16 protein-coding genes and 5 tRNA genes are annotated in these 18,376 nt (G+C 48.7%); 6 read left to right on the plus strand and 15 right to left on the minus strand.

From position 1 onward, the window contains the following. Window positions 1-29 precede the first annotated feature (29 nt). The 5 genes from R0134_RS14045 to R0134_RS14065 all read right to left on the minus strand — a co-directional run bounded on the left by R0134_RS14045 (window position 30) and on the right by R0134_RS14065 (window position 789). Window positions 30-106: transfer RNA gene (locus R0134_RS14045), tRNA-Trp, on the minus strand. 249 nt (window positions 107-355) lie between these two features. Further along, a tRNA-Thr gene (locus tag R0134_RS14050) sits at window positions 356-431 on the minus strand. A 37-nt stretch (window positions 432-468) separates the two neighbouring features. Beyond that, a tRNA-Gly gene (locus R0134_RS14055) sits at window positions 469-543 on the minus strand. A 78-nt stretch (window positions 544-621) separates the two neighbouring features. After that, window positions 622-706 (minus strand) — tRNA-Tyr (locus R0134_RS14060). Between the two features lie 7 nt (window positions 707-713). Further along, window positions 714-789 (minus strand) — tRNA-Thr (locus R0134_RS14065). 302 nt (window positions 790-1,091) lie between these two features. On the opposite strand from R0134_RS14065, the gene coaA reads away from it, so the two are divergent. After that, window positions 1,092-2,033, plus strand: coding sequence for a type I pantothenate kinase (coaA, locus tag R0134_RS14070; RefSeq protein ID WP_319782584.1), 942 nt, complete (start codon window positions 1,092-1,094; stop codon window positions 2,031-2,033). 91 nt (window positions 2,034-2,124) lie between these two features. Here the strand turns inward: coaA and birA are convergent, their stop codons facing one another. The 10 genes from birA to R0134_RS14120 form a co-directional block, all read right to left on the minus strand. After that, a complete protein-coding gene (gene birA, locus R0134_RS14075; protein ID WP_319782586.1) occupies window positions 2,125-3,138 on the minus strand; it encodes a bifunctional biotin--[acetyl-CoA-carboxylase] ligase/biotin operon repressor BirA in 1,014 nt (337 codons plus the stop codon). Further along, window positions 3,126-4,160 (minus strand): UDP-N-acetylmuramate dehydrogenase, encoded by a 1,035-nt coding sequence (gene murB / locus R0134_RS14080; protein WP_319782588.1) that lies wholly within the window; start codon window positions 4,158-4,160, stop codon window positions 3,126-3,128. Before murB ends, birA begins: the two co-directional genes overlap by 13 nt. Before the next feature lie 73 nt (window positions 4,161-4,233). Beyond that, entirely contained in the window at window positions 4,234-6,171 is a 1,938-nt protein-coding gene (locus R0134_RS14085; RefSeq protein WP_319782589.1) for a DNA topoisomerase III, read from the minus strand. 57 nt (window positions 6,172-6,228) lie between these two features. Next, entirely contained in the window at window positions 6,229-6,690 is a 462-nt protein-coding gene (locus R0134_RS14090) for a hypothetical protein (protein ID WP_319782590.1), read from the minus strand. Window positions 6,691-6,868: 178 nt separating this feature from the next. Then, complete coding sequence (locus tag R0134_RS14095) at window positions 6,869-7,510, minus strand: protein-methionine-sulfoxide reductase heme-binding subunit MsrQ (RefSeq protein WP_319784378.1); 642 nt, start codon at window positions 7,508-7,510, stop codon at window positions 6,869-6,871. Between the two features lie 9 nt (window positions 7,511-7,519). Next, window positions 7,520-8,554, minus strand: a complete 1,035-nt coding sequence (gene msrP, locus R0134_RS14100; RefSeq protein WP_319782592.1) for a protein-methionine-sulfoxide reductase catalytic subunit MsrP — start codon at window positions 8,552-8,554, stop codon at window positions 7,520-7,522. A gap of 79 nt (window positions 8,555-8,633) precedes the next feature. Further along, a complete protein-coding gene (locus tag R0134_RS14105; protein ID WP_319782593.1) occupies window positions 8,634-9,977 on the minus strand; it encodes a sigma 54-interacting transcriptional regulator in 1,344 nt (447 codons plus the stop codon). Between the two features lie 5 nt (window positions 9,978-9,982). Further along, a complete protein-coding gene (locus R0134_RS14110; RefSeq protein WP_319782594.1) occupies window positions 9,983-10,468 on the minus strand; it encodes a hypothetical protein in 486 nt (161 codons plus the stop codon). Continuing rightward, entirely contained in the window at window positions 10,461-11,906 is a 1,446-nt protein-coding gene (locus R0134_RS14115) for a HAMP domain-containing sensor histidine kinase (RefSeq protein ID WP_319782595.1), read from the minus strand. Before R0134_RS14115 ends, R0134_RS14110 begins: the two co-directional genes overlap by 8 nt. A 138-nt stretch (window positions 11,907-12,044) precedes the next feature. Then, window positions 12,045-13,370 carry a sigma-54 dependent transcriptional regulator gene (locus tag R0134_RS14120; RefSeq protein ID WP_319782596.1) on the minus strand — a complete coding sequence of 442 codons (1,326 nt, stop codon included), beginning with the start codon at window positions 13,368-13,370 and terminating at the stop codon, window positions 12,045-12,047. A gap of 340 nt (window positions 13,371-13,710) precedes the next feature. On the opposite strand from R0134_RS14120, the gene R0134_RS14125 reads away from it, so the two are divergent. The 5 genes from R0134_RS14125 to R0134_RS14145 all read left to right on the plus strand — a co-directional run bounded on the left by R0134_RS14125 (window position 13,711) and on the right by R0134_RS14145 (window position 18,203). Further along, window positions 13,711-14,310 carry a hypothetical protein gene (locus R0134_RS14125; RefSeq protein ID WP_319782597.1) on the plus strand — a complete coding sequence of 200 codons (600 nt, stop codon included), beginning with the start codon at window positions 13,711-13,713 and terminating at the stop codon, window positions 14,308-14,310. A 90-nt stretch (window positions 14,311-14,400) separates the two neighbouring features. Further along, window positions 14,401-15,504 (plus strand): hypothetical protein, encoded by a 1,104-nt coding sequence (locus R0134_RS14130; RefSeq protein ID WP_319782598.1) that lies wholly within the window; start codon window positions 14,401-14,403, stop codon window positions 15,502-15,504. Window positions 15,505-15,565: 61 nt separating this feature from the next. Continuing rightward, complete coding sequence (locus tag R0134_RS14135; RefSeq protein ID WP_319782599.1) at window positions 15,566-16,252, plus strand: C39 family peptidase; 687 nt, start codon at window positions 15,566-15,568, stop codon at window positions 16,250-16,252. Window positions 16,253-16,259: 7 nt separating this feature from the next. After that, window positions 16,260-16,997 carry a hypothetical protein gene (locus R0134_RS14140; RefSeq protein WP_319782600.1) on the plus strand — a complete coding sequence of 246 codons (738 nt, stop codon included), beginning with the start codon at window positions 16,260-16,262 and terminating at the stop codon, window positions 16,995-16,997. Window positions 16,998-17,024: 27 nt separating this feature from the next. After that, window positions 17,025-18,203 (plus strand): transporter, encoded by a 1,179-nt coding sequence (locus R0134_RS14145; RefSeq protein ID WP_319782601.1) that lies wholly within the window; start codon window positions 17,025-17,027, stop codon window positions 18,201-18,203. The last annotated feature ends 173 nt before the right edge of the window (window positions 18,204-18,376 follow it).

Raw genomic sequence — 18,376 nt, forward strand, 5'->3', positions numbered from 1 at the left:
CGCGAAGACCCCGCTGTCGGCGAGGTATATGGCAGGGGCGGAGGGATTCGAACCCCCATCCGTCGGTTTTGGAGACCGCCGTTCTACCAATTGGAACTACGCCCCTATACACAATAAGGGCCGCATTATAAGGGCTTTCGACTGGGATTGTAAGCGTAATTACCTGCTGATTTTAGTCGCTCCCCTGCCCTTTCGCTACCCTCTACCCGCAAAAAGAGCAATAAGTGCAATGCAGACCGAACGCCAAGATCAACAAAGCGCCAGTCGTGAACAGACTGAGCAAGAAAAAGTGAGCAAGTTGAGAGTACAGAGAAATATAAAGGGGAGAATAACCGGAAGGCATAAGCACTTAAAATGGTGCTGATACCCGGATTCGAACTGGGGACCTCACCCTTACCAAGGGTGCGCTCTACCAACTGAGCTATATCAGCAGCTTTTTGCTCTTAATTATTAATTTGCATTAATAATTGGAGCGGGCAGCGGGAATCGAACCCGCGTCATCAGCTTGGAAGGCTGAGGTAATAGCCATTATACGATGCCCGCAAAACAGGTTATTTAACTTTACTCGAATACGTCAAAGTTTAGTTAAACGAGATAGCGCAGCGTGCGATATCTAAAAGATGGTGGAGGGGACTGGATTCGAACCAGTGAAGGCTGAGCCGTCAGATTTACAGTCTGATCCCTTTAGCCACTCGGGAACCCCTCCAATGTTATGGTGCCGGCACCAAGAGTCGAACTCGGGACCTACTGATTACAAGTCAGTTGCTCTACCAACTGAGCTATGCCGGCACTAGAACGAGGCGAATTCTAGGCCATGGGCATGCCGTTATGCAAGCGCTGAATGCTAAGTTTTTGCCTTAGCGCGCTCAACTGCACAATAAACAAACAACAAAGCCACTTTTCACCTCGTTTAGCCGCCGTTTATGCCACAAATATACAGGCATTAGGCAAAAAATTTTTCTTGAGCGCTCCGCGCAACTTAAGCCCTAGCTGGCTTGTCGGCGCTTAAACCTTGGTGTATCGTCGCTAAGCGACCCACAGCACGGCCTCATGCCACTAACTTATGACCACAGGCTTATGACTACATCCTTATGACGATAGACAACGACTCTCCTTATATTGCCTTTTCTCGCGAAGCTTGGTCTGAGCTGCGTGACACTGTGCATCAACCTTTAAGCGAAGCTGAGTTAACACGGCTGCGTGGCATTAATGACAAGGTCTCACTGGCAGAAGTCAGAGATATCTACTTGCCATTGTCGCGCTTGCTGAATCTCTACATTAAGGCTAAGCAAAGGCGCAGTAAGGTGTTGGATCAGTTTTTAAGAAAAGAGCCCCGTCATCTGCCCTACATTATCAGCATTGCCGGCTCAGTAGCAGTAGGTAAAAGCACCACGGCGCGCATTCTTGCAGCACTCCTAGAACGCTGGCCGCAACATCCCACCGTCGCCTTGGTGACCACGGATGGTTTTCTGTATCCAAATGCGGAGCTAGAAGCGCGCGACTTGATGCATAAGAAAGGATTTCCTGAGTCTTATGACATTCGTCGTTTGGTGCAGTTTGTGTCTGATATAAAATCCGGGAAGCCTCGCGTCACGGCACCTTTGTACTCGCACCTGAGTTACGACATCATTCCGGACGCGGAAGAAGTGGTGGAGCAGGCGGACATTGTCATCATAGAGGGCTTAAACGTACTGCAAAGTGGCATGGACTACCCTCATGAGCCGCATCGGGTATTTGTTTCAGACTTCGTGGACTTCTCGGTTTTTGTCGATGCGGATGAGCAGTTGCTTAAAACTTGGTATGTGGAGCGTTTCTTAACGTTACGCGACGGCGCCTTTGCCGATCCCGATTCTTATTTTCATCACTATGCCCAGTTATCAGAAGCCCAAGCGATGGCCACCGCCAGTCGCATTTGGCAAGACATTAACTACCAAAACCTTAAGCAAAACATCCTGCCCACCAAAGACCGCGCCGAGCTGATCCTGACCAAAGGTCAAGCCCACGGCATAGAGCAGGTATGGCTGAGAAAGTAACCGAACAGCCGTGAAGGGGAAAGTGTAGGAGTGAGGTGGACAAACAAAAAACGCCAGCTTGTTTTACGCTTCACACTTTACCCCTCACACCTCACGCGCGAGGCTCTTCAGCGCGTAACGACACTTCGCCGCCTAAGAAGCGCTTGATTTTGCCATCTGCTAACTCCAATAACAGCGCGCCTTGCTCATCTATGCCACGGGCTGTGCCCTGAATAACTTGCTCACCCATCAATATCCGCACCGGCTTGCCGTTAAAGTAGTCAAGCTGATTCCATTGCTCGCGAAAAGCACGAATGCCCTGAGCTTCAAAAATATCTAACGAGTGCTGCAGATGCTGACTGAGGGCTATCACTAAACCGTTACGATCGTTAATGTCACCTAATTCAGCCAATTCAGCAAAGGGTTGGCTAATGCGCGCTTGCTCGCTGCTCGGCAATAGTAAATTTAAGCCTAAACCAATCACCAACTGACAAGGCCCGCCGGCAGTGCCGGACATTTCCACTAAGATGCCGGCCAGCTTGCGACCATTTACGTATAAATCATTGGGCCATTTAAGTTGTACGCCACTAAAGCCTTGGGCTGCTAATGACTCTACCACGGCAATGCCCACTACTAGGCTCAAGCCCATGGCCGCCGCCATGCCCTGCTCGAGACGCCAATACATGCTCATGATCAGCTGGCCACCAAAAGGCGATACCCAACTGCGGCCCCGTCGGCCTCGGCCCGCTGTTTGGCACTCGGCAACACAGATATCGCCGTTATTGAGCTGATTAAGTTGCGATAGCCAATGCTGATTGGTCGAGCCAATGACTGGAATAAGATCCACCCGTTGTGGCGCCAGCTCACGACTTAACCGATATTGATCCAATAACTGCAAGGGCACCGCCAAGCGATAGCCCTTACCACTCACGCTGTACACCTCGAGCCCCAGCGCCTTAATGGCTTGCACATGTTTACTGACCGCCGCCCGACTCACCGCCAATTGCTCGCCTAATTGTTCGCCAGAGTGAAACTGACCATCACTCAGTAGCGTAAGCAAAGCTTCGCGCAATGGGCTTAGCTCTTGTTTAGGCTCGGGTTTAGGCTCGGATTTTAGTTCAGACACGCCAGCGCCTCATCCAAGTAAGTTTCACCATCCGCCCCTATCATGCGCACCTCTGGCTCAAGGCGCACGCCAAACATCTGCTCTACCCGCTCACGCACTAAGGCCGCCAAGCGCAATACATCCGCCGCCGTGGCACCGCCCAAATTGACCAGCACTAAGGCTTGTTGGGTATGCACACCGGCTCCCCCCACCTGCACGCCTTTTAAGCCCGCTTGTTCAATCAACCAACCGGCAGCCAATTTACTGACTCCCGGCTCGGCGGCAAATACTGGCAACTTGGGCCACGCCAACTTAAGCGCCTCCGCTTGCGCCGTGACCACTTTCGGGTTTTTAAAGAAACTGCCCGCATTACCGAGCACCGCGGGATCTGGCAATTTCGCTTGGCGAGTAGCGCACACCTTTTCAAAGATTTGCGCCGGTGTGGCCGCCTCTCCCAATTCAGCCAGCGGGCCATAGCCAAGCACCGGCTGCCAAGCTTTAGGTAAACGAAAGGTCACGCCGATGATTAAGTGCAGTCGTGCCTCATGCTTAAAGACGCTGTCACGATAACCAAAGCCGCACTCCTCATTAGACCAGGTTTTATACTCGCCGCTTTGCCAGTCGAAGCTTTCTACTTTCTGACAAAATTGCGCCAGCTCCACCCCATAAGCACCGATATTCTGCACCGGTGATGCGCCCACAGTGCCGGGGATCAGGGCCAAGTTTTCCAACCCAGGCATATTCTGTTCTAAACATAGGCACACCAATTGATGCCAGTTTTCTCCGCCTTCCACCGCTACCAACCAAGCATCTTCGGTCTCGGTGACTTTGATGCCTTTCAGTCGATTAACCAGCACCAGCCCAGTAAAGGGAGCAGTAAACAGCAGGTTAGAGCCCTCACCGACTAATAATAACGGCGTCTGTCGATACGCTTGCCATAAACGTTGCAGCTGCTCGCGCGCCGTTAGCTCTACCAATTGCTCGGCAGTGTGTTTAAGACCAAAAGTGTTATAGGGGGCGAGAGAAGCCGAGGTAACTTGCATGATGAGGGTTCCTAAATAAATGCCGGCTCAGTGTACCTGAACTCATAAGTGGAGTGGAACACCGCTATCTACTTTAGGAGTTAGGCTTCGCCGTTTTAGCTCGCCCTTTACGCTTTTTAAAATTTGGCGCTTTACCGCTGCCTTTTAGGCCCTTAAAAGCGTTCACATCCACGGCGGCAATTAACTGTGGCAATGACGTTTCCAGATCCGTCATAAAGGCTTGATAACCGGCTTGCTTGCGACTGATGGCGTCCAGTACCGACTCCCAACGGGCCGTCATATCGGGCGTGGTGGCAGAAGCCGGTAAACTGGCAATCAACTGGGCGCCGGCCTCTGTGGCACGAATTTGCTTACCTTCGCGGCGTAAAAACTGGCGGGTAAATAGCAATTCGATAATCCCTGCTCGCGTGGCCTCAGTGCCTAAGCCATCGGTGTCGCGCAATATTTTTTTCAGCTCGCCGTCCGTTACGTAGCGTGCAATATTGGTCATGGCGGCCAACAAGGTGGCATCGGTAAAATAACGCGGCGGCTGAGTGAGTTTGTCGAGTCGCTCACCGCGTACACAAAACACTGTATCCCCCACCGTTAATGCCGGCAGCTGTGACTGCAGCTCTTCATCCTCAGGCTCTGCTGGGCTGGCTTGGCGAGTTTGGGCAAATAGCTGCTTCCACCCCGGGCTGCCTTGTTGACGGGCGCGAGCCACAAAGCGGCCACCGGCAATCTCCAGCTCCAGTAATTTATCCTCATACTGCCAAGGCGGATAAAACTGCGCCAAATATTGGCGAGCCACTAGTTGATACACCTTTAGCTCGGTACTGGATAATTTGCTGCCATCCATGGCTTTAGCAGTAGGAATAATAGCGTGATGCGCCGCCACTTTTTTATCATCCCATGCTTTACTGCGCCGACTTAAATCAGCACCGCTTAAGGCACCTGCCAGCTCAGTGCAGGTGTTAGCGATCGCTTGCGTCACAGCACCGGCTTGGGAAAAATGCTCACTGGGCAAATAGCGATTATCGGAGCGGGGATAGGTGAGCAATTTATGGCGCTCGTAGAGCGTCTGACAGATATCGAGTACCTGCTTGGCGCTTAAGCCAAAACGGCGCGCGGCATCTATTTGCAAGGAGGATAAATTATAAGGCAAGGGCGGTGGCTGTTGGCGGGATTTAGTTTCAGCTTTAGTCACGCGACCGTTTTGCTGGGTAATACGCTTGACTACGTTATCGGCCAAACTCTGAGATAACACCCGCCCTTCTTCATCCTGCCAAGGCGCACAGGCTGCGCTGGGTTGCCATTTTGCCTTAAATGCTTGGGCTTGCTCTGTGGTGAGGTGCGCTAGCACGTCAAAATAAGTCTTGGCAGTAAAGTCGGCGATCTCTTGGTCGCGGCGCACCACTAAGCCCAGTAGCGGCGTTTGCACGCGCCCCACCGACAGCACGCCTTGATAGCCCATTTTTTGCCCCTGAATGGTGCACAGCCGACTCATATTAATGCCGTACAACCAATCAGCGCGAGAGCGGGCCAATGCCGATACCGACAAGGGCACAAACTCTTTATTGGAGCGCAGGGCCGCCAGCGATTTTTTAACTGCACTGGGGTTAAGATCACTGATTAAACAGCGCTGCACGCGCTCGCGCTTAGCGCTAGACACACCACAAAAGCTGATCACTTGATCTACCAACAACTGACCTTCGCGATCCGGGTCCCCCACGTGCACTATCTCGGTGGCTTGCTTAAGCAGCTTTTTGACCACGGCTAGCTGACTGCGAGTTTTAGGCTTGGCTTCTAACTTCCACTCGCGAGGAATAATCGGCAAGTGCTCTAAGCGCCATTGCTTAAATGCGGGGTCGTAAGCATCGGGCTGGGCCTGTTCAAGCAAATGACCAATACACCAAGTAACCACATCGCCATTACCCAGACGAATAAAGCCCTCATTCTTTTGCTGAGGTTGTGGCAAGGCGGCCGCTAAGGCGCGCCCAAGACTAGGCTTTTCGGCGATATAAAGGATCATGGCTCAACTTAAGATAACTGTATATGGATACAGGTTAGCAGCAATGTTAGCGCAAACTCAATAATCGTCTTCGAGCAAGAAGTCGTCCATGCACTCTACCAAGTAAATCCAGTCGTCTTCTACTACTGGTTCAACTGGGTCTTCGTCACCTTCGCCATACTCTTGCCAATAAAAAGCACGCAGCGCCAGTGGAAAGTCACCGTAGTCTTCGGCCAGTGCCGACAGCGGGCCAAACCACAGCAGGCGCGTTAACCCTACGGTAAGATCGTTAAGGTACTCGGTTAATACCTCCGGCTCTGGATATTGCTCGATTAATAACTCGAAGCGCTCTTTGGCGACCAAGACCTGCTCCGGCTCTAGTTCACCTAATTCAGCCACATAGTTCAGGTAGTCATTCAGCAAGTGTTCAAAGGCATGCTCTTTATCTTCCAGCCACTGGCAGCGGGTTTCTTTGCGGCTGATCACCGACATGGCGACCCCTTCATCCAGAAAACACAGTGCCCAAGCCTGATTATCCATTCGCTACTCCGCCGTTGATTAGTAATACATTAGCTGTTTATTTAAGGCGTCAGTTTAGCTGAATGTGGGCAAACATGAGAGGGAAACCCAGCGCGAGCGACTACGCTAATGAAGAACAGAGAAAAAACGGACCAAGAGCACTGGTTGTTCTTTCAAGGATGGGTGTGGCGAGAAATCGCTACCTGCGCTTAGTGCTGGATGTTTGACGCTTAAATAGGCCTTTGAGTGGGCGCAGCAGCTTGTCACGACGCCACCATAATAAGCTGAGGCTCAGCAGCAGATAAATAAGCGGTTGGATCCAGCCCGACTTCACGGCCCACCAGTAATGAATGGGGATCAAGACTGCCGCCAAATAGACCCAGTTATGCAACCGCTGCCAGTAGCGACCTAGGCGTCGTTGGATTTTTTGTAGGGACGTTAAGCTCAGCAGCAAGAGTATTAACCAAGACAACATGCCAAGGGTGACAAAGCCGCGTTTAATAATCTCGCTACCAATTAGACTCCAGCCCCATTGCAGATCCAACCATAACCACACCAGTAGATGTAAACTGGCATAGGCAAAACTCCACAAGCCGATAAGGCGGCGCACCTTAATCAAGGTCGCACTTTTAAGCGCCTTGGCCAACGGCGAAACACACAAGCTCAGCAATAAGATGCGCAGCGCCCAATCCCCAAAATACTGGATCAGTTCAGGAATAGGGTCGGCACTAAAGCGGCCGACCGAAAACGCCCACGGCAGCCACACTAACGGCAATATAGCCGCAAGATGCAGCAGCACTTTAAGGCCGGTTATCTTCTTCGGGCTTAATTTTATACGCAGCGCTTTCACCTAGTAGAATTTCCGTAAATCCATGCCTTGATAAAGGCTGGCCACTTCATCTTCATAGCCGTTGAACATCAAAGTAGGCTGGCGCCCACTGCCAAATAAGCCGCCTTCGGCGATAACTCGCTCGGTGGCTTGGCTCCAACGAGGGTGGTCAACCTTGGGATTGACGTTGGCATAAAAACCATACTCGTAAGAGGCCAGCTTATTCCAGGTGGTGGGCGGTTGTTTATCGGTCAGGTGAATATTTACGATGGACTTAATGCCCTTAAAGCCATATTTCCAAGGCAGTACTAAACGCACCGGCGCGCCATTTTGCGGCGGCAAGGTTTTACCGTACATGCCCACAGCTAACAGCGCTAAGGGATGCATGGCTTCATCGAGTCGCAAGCCTTCTACATAGGGATACTCAATACCGCCCCCCACAAAGCGCGACGCTTGGCCGCGCATCTGCTTAGGATCATACAAGGTTTCAAAAGCCACATACTTAGCTTTCGAGGTAGGCTTAGCCGCCTTCATGATGCTACTTAAAGGCACGCCCAGCCAAGGGATCACCATAGACCAAGCTTCCACACAGCGATGGCGATAAATACGCTCTTCTAACTGTTGCTTCTCTAGCCAAGCCCAGACATCTATGGTTTGTGGATTCTCCACTTCGCCAGAAATGGTAATGGTCCAAGGCTTAGTCTTAAATTGCTGGGCATAGCGTGCAGGATCGGATTTGTCGGCACCAAACTCGTAGAAGTTATTATAACTGGTGGCGACCCGCTCGGCGGTGGGTGCAACGTTTAGTTGATAAGCTTTAGGTTGGCTAAAAGTGAGTGGCTCAGTGCTGGCTGTCACTTCTCTAGCGCCCTGCTCTTTAGTCTCTTTACTACCGAGAAGAGAATCAAAGAGGCTGGCGCTGGCCGGTGCGCTTAATGCGGCAGCTCCCAGCCCTAAGCCTAATCCTTGCAGGATTTGGCGGCGCTGCAAATACACAGACTCAGGCGTGACTTGGTTTTCGCTTAAGTGTGATTTTTTCTTATTATAAATTAGCATGTGAGTCCCGTAGTGAGTCGAGTGTATTGGCGGCTTATTAAAGGCTTACCTACAAGAGCGACCTCACCGCAAAAAAATTTCACTCCTTACGCTTTTCCTTATAAGCGCCAGCCTCAATCCCATGGCGACTCAGTAGTTTATAAAAGTCGGTGCGATTACGCCCCGCCAAGCCCGCCGCTTGGCTCACGTTACCGTCGGTCATGCGCAAAATTTTATGCAGATAGAGCCGCTCAAACTCAGCCCGCGCCTCATTAAAGGTCGGGAATTGCTCACCGCTATCCGCCAAAATACCTTCCAATAGCTGAGTGCCAATCACAGGCACCGACGCCATGGCCACCGCTTGCTCCACCACATTCAGTAATTGGCGCACATTACCGGGCCAATTGGCCGCGGCCAACATGGATAACGCCTCGGGAGAAAAGCCCGTTACCTGCGTTTGTTGGCGGGTTTTGAGTTGCTCTAGCGCTTGGCGGGCCAGCAAGGGGATATCTTCCGGCCTTTGTTCAAGCGCCGGCAGCTGCAGGTTCATCACATTGAGTCGATAAAACAAGTCTTCGCGAAATGTCCCCTCCTCCATGGCCGTCACCAAGTCACGGCTAGTAGAAGACAGTACCCGCACATCTGTGGTCGCACTTTGACTGGCGCCCAAAGCCCGTACTTGCTGTTGGGCTAACACTTGCAGCAGCTTGCCTTGCAATGCGGGGCTGAGCTCCCCCACATCTTCTAACAGCACAGTGCCGCCGGCGGCGCTAATAAACACCCCAGGATGATCCGAAGTCGCACCACTAAAAGCCCCGTTCACATGGCCAAACAGCTCCGACTCCAACAATTGCTCGGTCATGGCGCCGCAGTTTAGCGAGATAAAAGGATAATCTTGGCGCGGGCTAGCGTCGTGCAACGCCTGAGCCATCAGCGCCTTGCCGGAACCCGATGGTCCCGTCAGTAATACACTGATATCCAAGGGCGCGATGCGCCGCGCCTGCTCGAGTAACGCAATCATAATAGGGCTGCGCGTGGGCACCCTTTGCTGCCAGTCATCCACCACTGCGGGCAATGACACGGCCAAGGCTTGATTGATGGTTTTACGTAATTCTTCTTTATCAATCGGCTTAGTTAAAAAACCAAATACCCCAGAGCGGGTGGCCGTAATGGCATCGGTAATAGAGCCGTGAGCAGTCATGATCACCACCGGCAGCCCTACGTGCTGGCGTTGAATGCGATCAAATAACGCCAAACCGTCCATGCCGTCCATGCGCAGGTCACTCAATACCAAGTCGGGCCGCTCTTGCTCTAACCAAGTTAAGGCTTCGGCACCACTGCCGGCGGTCGTGACCGCAAAGCCTTCACTCTTAAGACGTAATCCCAACAACTTAAGTAAGCTGACATCATCGTCCACTAGTAATATTCTGGCTTTACGTTTCATGGCCGTTACTCTTGAAATTTACGGTCGTTGATCTGCTGTTCGATGTTCGCCAGCTCTTTCAGTTTTTTGGTCAGATTGTTTACTTGCTGTTGACGATCCACTAACTGGCGCTGCATCTGTAAGATTTCTTGATTATAGCTTTGATACACCCTCAGTAACTGTTGTTCTGCGGGTGAGGCTGTGGCTAGGTGTTGCTGAAACAATTGCTGGGCCTGCTGGCGTTGGCTGGTGCTGGCTTTGGGGTGACTCTGCCAGAGCGCGCGCTTTAATTCCGCTTGAGGAGTATTTTGTAACTGACCCAAGGCCTGTTGGCGCTGGCTGTCATTACTGTGCAGTACGGTATCAGACAGCGCTAGCCAAGCATTCAGCTGTTGAGCCTCTGAAGGCTCTTTGACTTCAACCTTAGGCTCGGGCTGTTGTAACAGGGGAAAAGGCAAGGTACAACCAGATAACATCAGCGCTAAAGCAGCGCCAAAGCATGCTTTATTCATCAGTGATTCCTTTATTATTATGGTTAGGCAGGCTAAGTTCAAAACAAACCAGCGCTGTCATTTCTGTATCCAAAATCAAACGTCCGCCCATGCTTAAGGCCGCTTCGCGCGCAATACTCAGACCAATACCCGAGCCTTTTAATACCCCTTTGCGCACCTGATTGCCTTGCACAAATGGCTCAAAAATACGGTCTTTATCCTGTTCCGGAATAGGTTGTCCGGTATTAGCCACGGTTAATACATATTCTGCAGACTCGGCGCTAAGCCGGGATGTTATTTGCAGCACACCGCCTACATCTGCATAGTTCACCGCATTAGAAATCAGGTTATCGAGCACCAGCTTTAAACGGTGACCGTCCGCTAACGGGCACTCATCAATCAGCGCCACACTCACCTGCAGATTTTTGTTTTCGATGGTCAAACGATGCGCGGTCAAGCTTTGCTCTAATAAAGGCAATACCACCACCGACTCTTCATACACTTGCACTTGTTTAATGCGATTGTAATCGAGCAGTTGCTCAATTAGCTCTTGCAGCCGAAAGCTGTTTAGTACTAACAGCTCACAGATTTCTTCTTGTTCGTCAGTCAAAGGCCCCGTGACTTTCTCGAGTAACAAGTCCGCCCCTTCACGCAAACTGGCCAACGGAGTTTTTAACTCATGAGATAAATGTCGTAAGAACTGTAACTTTTGTGCTTCCAGCTCTCGCAAGCGTAAATGCAGCCACTGTAATTTATCGCCCAGCTCAACTAACTCGACAGGCCCGCGGATCGGCTTTGTTTCTGGCTCTACGCCGGCGCCTAAGTTTAAAATTCTTTTTTCTAACTGCCGCACAGGGCGAATAATCAGATAAGTAAACAACAAAGCCAGCAGTAAACTGGCCCCTCCCAGCGCACCGCTGAGCAGCAATAATTGCTGGCGAACTACGATAACATGATCGCGTTCTTGTTGAATACGCGCATCTATTTGCGAGCGGGTCAACTTATCGAGCGCCACAGTAGCACTGCTAAAAGAGTTAAAAATAACCACTCTTTGGCGAATTTCATCGTTACTCGCCTGCGCCAGATCAACCAAATACAGTAATTGATGTTGTAATGAAGCCCCGAGATCTCCGCCATCAATACTCACTAGCAGTTGTTCTAGTTCCAATCGGTAGCGCTCTAACAAACGTAAATAGGATTGGCGTATTTCAGGATTTTCTAATACCACATAACGGCGAATGGCCCGCTCCATTTCCAGTGCCAGATCGTTCATATCTGTGGCCCGACGGGTATCGACCACCGCACTCTCCACGCCTGCTTGAGCAGATAAAATAACCTGCTCCAAGCTACGTCCGTTTTGGATCACCAGTAAAATGAGCGGCAGTAATACTAAGGTAAAGGCAACCAAGACCAAGCGCAGTAGCGAGCGAGGCAAAAATCTTAGCGCAGTATGGGACATCTTACAGACACTCATTTATTTAACGGGCAAGCAGGATAACAAAAATGCACCTAAAGGCGGACAACAGAATATAAAACGGCTACTCAATGAGTAGCCGCTAGGTGTTTATAGCGAATGTTATCAGTCAATAAGCGTGCACTACAGCAAGCTGTGCTTGTCTAATAAACGATATAAGGTGGCGCGTGAGATATTTAGCTGTTTGGCCACACTGCTCACTTTACCTTGGGCTTCATTCAGTGCTCGCGCCAAGGCATCTCGCTCCGCTTCTTCTCTAATGACTTTTAGACAATCGCCCGCCGTGGCTGGGGCCCCTGACGCTATTTCTAAGTCTATTGGTTGAATGTAGCGCCCGCTGGTCATTACCGTTGCCCTTTGTACTCGGTTGAGCAGCTCTCGCACATTGCCCGGCCAGTTATGTTGCAACATAGCAACCTCTGCTGCATCGGAAAAACTCAAACGATTGTAGTTATCTTGCTGGCCAAGAAAATGATGCGCTAACAACAAAACATCGTCTCCACGTTGGCGCAGAGGAGGAATTTTCAAGCGGATCACGTTAAGGCGAAAGTACAAGTCTTGCCGAAACCTTCCCTCTTTTACTGCGGCTTCTAAGTCCACGTGAGTGGCGGCAATAATACGGACATTAAGATGAATGGATTGATGGGAGCCCACCCGCTCTATGGTTTTTTCTTGCAAGAAGCGCAATAAGTTTACTTGCTCTTCTAGAGGTAAATCACCAATTTCATCAAGAAATAAAGAGCCGTTATGCGCGGCTTCTATTTTGCCAATTTTACGCTGGGTAGCGCCGGTAAATGCGCCTTTTTCGTGGCCAAATAATTCAGACTGCACTAACTGAGCCGGTAAGGCGCCACAGTTCACCGCAATAAAAGGCCCCGCTGCACATTCAGACCCCGCATGTAGCTTTTGCGCCACTAGCTCTTTACCCGTGCCACTTTCACCTGTGATCAATACGGGTAGCTGAGACACAGACACTTTCTGCAGCTGCTGCTTAAGGGAAGAAATACTCTGGCTCTGACCGAGTATGGACGACTCTGAGGCTGTAAATGTAACCGCCGGACGCTCTGCGGCACATAACTGGGCCATCCCGAAGGCATGTCCCAACAGGTATTGCAGCCGCGTAAAATCAGGCGGGTTGGTGTGAAAATCGTAAAAATAATTTTTCAGTAAATAACGTACTGCATGGTTATCTAATTCTTCTTTGTTCACCATGGCGACCCAAAAAATAGCCGCATTCGCTCTAATAAAGGTTTCGATAAAATCGAGATTCGTATTTTCACTGATCTCAATGACACCTACCTGTACTCCTTCCATCCGAGAAGAGAGTGGTGGGCTCACGAGATTGCTGACTCTTACTAGATCCCATTGCATCCTATCGATTTCTTGAACAATGTCGCCATCGCTATGGCAGACAAACAATCTTGGATCCTGCTGTTGCCGGTAATTCATTCGCTATTCCCTGCTAGATGATGATGCCGGTGTGCCCTTAAGACTAGTCGATAACCGTACGGGGCAAAAGTTTAGTTATAAGAAATCATAAGTTAATGATATGTAGCATAAGGTCTCAATTGTGATACTCGGAAATTTTTGAGAGAAAATCAATAAACCTTTGATTTTGCTTACTTTATTTTGTTTTAGCATATTCAACAAATCTCACTAGTGAGACACGAAATTGTCACAAATAAACATAACCACATATAAATCAACAACTTAAAAGTTGGCCCCGTTATTGCAATATCTTATACAAGAACCAAGCAATCTCATTACGAGCAGATGCAGGGAGCAAAGCATGAACAAGGACAACATCATGAAAGCAGCCAGCCAAAGTGTGACCTACACCACCGCAGCTTTGTTGTTCGTGTCTCTCAATGTGGCGGCAGCTAACCTGCATCAAGATATCAACCGTATAGAGTCCAACAGCCTCAATAACATCAGCGGTATTATAGGTGTTAACACGGCTGCGGGTGATAATAATATTCAAGCTAATAATAAAAGCATTGCTATAGGGCAACAAGCTCAAGCAATTAGCAAATCAAAAATGTATACCGAAGGTTTAAACCACAATGGAGTAGCCAGCGTACGCATTGAAGCTAACACCTTGCACAATGCGCACGGTTTGATTTCTGTTAACCAAGTTTCTGGCTCACATAATATTCAGCTCAATGATATAAGCATTGCCTTTGGTGAGCATGCCCAAGTGCTATCTGATATGTCATTGAGTACACGCCCGACTAACAGTTTAAATTTAATAGATGAAGACAGCGTCGGGGATAAAACATTTTATTTAGACAATAATTCATTGAAGGGCGCCAGTGGCGCCATTCAAATAAACCAAATTGCTGGTAATGGCAATATAGTAGTAAACCGGGTATCTATGCCCATTCAGTAAGCGATAACATGCATGGTAAGAAATGAATCATGTGCTTATCGTAAACCGTTGCAGTAAATAAAACTAAAATTGCTTTCAAGGAGAGAGACAATGAAAAAATTTATTATAGCCCCAGTTGCAGCCGTAGTTATGCTTGGCTTAAGTGGTACTGCCTTTGCTAGCGCAAGTGAAAATGGGTCGCATGGGACAGGCGTAGATATTTATAAGAATGTCGAAATCACTAATAAAATCGACTACAAAGGCCACGCTCACATTGGTGGTTATGTTGGAATTAATCAGCTTGGTATGGCAGTAATTGATAGTTACCAGAATACTACCGATAACGAAGTAAGAAACACTAGAAATGAGAATAATGCTAGCGTATCCGGTGGCTCAGCCAATAATTTAAAAGGTAATAGTGGCGTTAACGTAGCGGCGGGTGACAATAACGTGCAGGCTAACAACACCGCAATAACTGCGTTAGGTAACCCGTCTCGTTCTTTATGGGGTGATAAAGGCGCCTCCGTTGACGCAGAAATTGGCTCGACACAAGTATCTGCTCTTAATAAAACCTACAATATAGGCAATCATAATAATGCCAGTATTTCTGGTGGTTCGCTCAATGGCTCAGCCGGTAACTTAGGTGCCAACGTGGCTTCGGGTAACGGCAACGTACAAGCCAATAACTTTGCTGTATCCTACGGTAAAGATACTAATTTAGCAGTGTCTACCGTTGATAACAAGCAGTTTACTACCGGTAACTATACCCTAAACGAAACTCAAATGAAAAAGACTGAAGGTAAATCTATAAATATGTCTTTATCAGGTAAGGTTAATGGTACATATAATGGTAATAGCGAACAAAGCAACGACGTTTACCCAGAAATCTGGCAAGGACCAAGTGGACAGGCAGACCAGAATCACCCAGGTGGTCAAGATTACTGGGGCCATGCGGACTTTGACAGAAGCCCAGATGATGCGGGCGTTGAAAGCCACTTTAAGTTTGCCGAGAACGGAGACATTGATTTAGGTACTGTTACTTTGTCTGGCAACTTAGCGGTAGTGAATCACATTGTTGGTCGTACTAACGTCAACAACGCTAGCATTAGCGGTGGCTCATTAAATAACGCGGCCGGTAATATCGGCGTAAACGTGGCATCAGGTACGAATAACCTGCAAAGCAACAGCATGGCATTGAGTGTTGGTAATATGTAACACTTGACTACTGGGCTCCGGAGTAATCCGGAGCCCTTTATTTTTTGTTAAGGGAACAGCAATGAAGTTACTCTTAATTAGCGTGTTACTCTCTTTTTCATATTCAACTATGGCTGCCAATATTAATATGACAGGCATAGTATCAGGCGTAGGCGGTTCCAGTAAAAAAGTAATCAGCCTAGCCGAACGTCGTTTTATTGGCGTAGAACAACAACAAACAGACTTTAGCTGCGGCGCAGCCTCTGTCGCTACTATATTAAAATATTCTTATAACATACCGACTAACGAAAAGTGGGTAATGGATGGCATGCTGGCTATGTCTAATCCTGAGCTGGTAGCTCAATATGGCTTTTCCATGTTAGACATGAAAAACTATGTTGAAATGCTCGGTATGGAAGCAAAAGGTTTTAAAGTTTCCGCAGAAAACATTGATCAATTAACAATCCCTTCTATAGTACTACTCGATCTTAAAGGGTTTCACCACTTTGTGGTACTTAAAAAAATTGATAGTGAAAAAAGAGTTTATTTAGCCGATCCAGCACTGGGCAATAAAATAATTGAAATGGACGAGTTTTTGGCTGGCTGGAATAATATCATACTAGCAATTGTTGGTGAAGGTTATGATAAACACTCTATTTTAGCCAACCCTGCATTACCACTAACCGCACGAGGCCGAGACGGACGTTTTGTACCTGTGTCTGATGCTGCCTTAATGGAGTTTGGTTTTAACTATAAAGATTTATTGTGAGGCAATCATGAAAAAAATTTCAGGTTTATTGGCTCTAATATCCAGTGTCGGTCTAGTGCAAGCATCTGAGATACCCGCTCCTTTCAATAACCACGATATTGGCGTGTTATTAGCTGATGACGTATTAGGTGCACAGCGGGGTAAGTTTGTTGCCGGCCCTAAAGCTCATTACTTTGGCATTGAATTTATTACTTCAGTAGTGGGCCCAAATGGCAGCATAATGACCAGTGGCATGCAATTAAATGTTAATTTCAATCGCAATAATCCCGCTATTAGCATGAGCGGCTATGGCAATGATGTCTCTTTGACATCAGACTCCCATCAAGGCAACGCTGGCACTAACAATCAACTACCTAATGGCAGTGGTTTAGTTCAGGTCGCGCAAATCGCGGGCAACGCCAACACTGGCATCAACGACTTAATGTTTGTACCCGGTCAGATGCAAACGAAAGGCTCATCTCTCAATCAAGGGCATTATCAGCTCAACTTGCCTGATGGCATGGTGCGTTATGACTTCAATAACGGCAGTCTGGGGATGACATACTCTTCTAAAGATGGCAACCTTAGCTCAACACAAATGTTGCGAGGCAGTAACGGTAACCAAGGTTTTGTGCAACAACTTAGTATTGCCGATAATAATAAGTTAATTTCCAATCAGACTAAATTTTATATGGGCGACCAGCTGGGCTCCTATGCTGACTTGGCAGAGACCCTGCGGCAGCAACTACCCATGGGAGCTCGGTAAAAATCACTTAACATGCAGGGATTGCGCATGAAAAAAACGATAATAGCGTTAGCGGTATTGAGTAGTTTTTCAACTTTAGCGATAGCACAAGAAGCCTCTTTGGGAACCGAAGAGGCTTTATTGCAACAGCAACTTGATAATTTACGCCAACAGCTTATCCAACAAAATCAGCAGCTTCATCACTTACAAAACAGCATCAGCACTAGTCAACAGCAGTCAGCTACGCCAGATACCACAGGCCGCGTTAGTGGTGACCGACGAGAGCCAGCACCAAGCCCATCTACTGAAGGCTTAATGATAGAACAGCATAACGTGTTTGATCGTAAATTTAGCCTCGACTTGGGGGTTAGTTACGCCTATTACGATCGAAAACAGCTATTGCTGCGCGGCTTAGTGGTTTATGACGCCATTTTTCTCGGTAAAATTGACACGGATCGCATTCGCTCCCATCAGTGGACCGCAGACGTAACAGGCCGCTATACCTTTAACGATCGCTGGCAGGCGGAATTAAAAATACCTTATATTTATCGTTATATGGACTATAACGCGAGTGACGATAAAACAGGTATCGCCGTTGCTAGCTTACAAGATGGCAATATTGGCGATATCAGTGGCGCCGTTTATTACCGCCTCCTGACCGAAACCAATAGTCGTCCCGATTTAGTCTGGAACTTTAGAGCCACAGCCCCTACTGGGCGCGACCCTTTCGGTATTCCCAATACTCCTAATGCTGCTACAAACCTGAACGATGTTCCTTCTCAGCTTGCTACTGGTACTGGCTTATGGGGGCTATCGACGGGCTTCTCGGCGGTAAAAACAGTAGACCCTGCCATTTTATTTGCCAGTGTCGATTACACGCATTATTTAAAAGGCAGTTTTGACGATATCTCAGCCGGCAAAGGCCAACCTGGTGATGTGCAACTTGGCGACTCTTTGGGTTACGGTTTAGGTATTGCTTTTGCGCTTAGTGAGCGCTTAAGTTTATCCCTCAACTTTAACCAAAGTTTTAACCTTGAAGCTAAACAGACAGATGGCAATAACAACTTGATCAAGGTGCCCGGCACCAACGGCAACTCCGCCACTATGGGCATGGGCGTGACTTGGGCCATAGACGACAATTTATCCATGGTGGTTAATTGGGCAGCGGGTTTAACGCAAGATGCGCCTGACTACGTGGTGGGTGTGCGCTTCCCGTATCGCTTTTAATGCATTAAAAGTACTCACACTGCTAACAAGGCCCTCCTTTGTCAAAAAAGAGGGCCTTGTTGTTTAGTCTGTTGCCTACCTAGGGCACATTGATGCACTACACTAGTAAAGTGCTGGCAGAAGAAACTGTGGCAGTGTTTAAGCCGACTGAAGCGCTAAATTGGCTTACCAAG

The organism is Oceanisphaera sp. IT1-181 (genome assembly GCF_033807535.1).
Lineage (GTDB): Bacteria > Pseudomonadota > Gammaproteobacteria > Enterobacterales > Aeromonadaceae > Oceanimonas.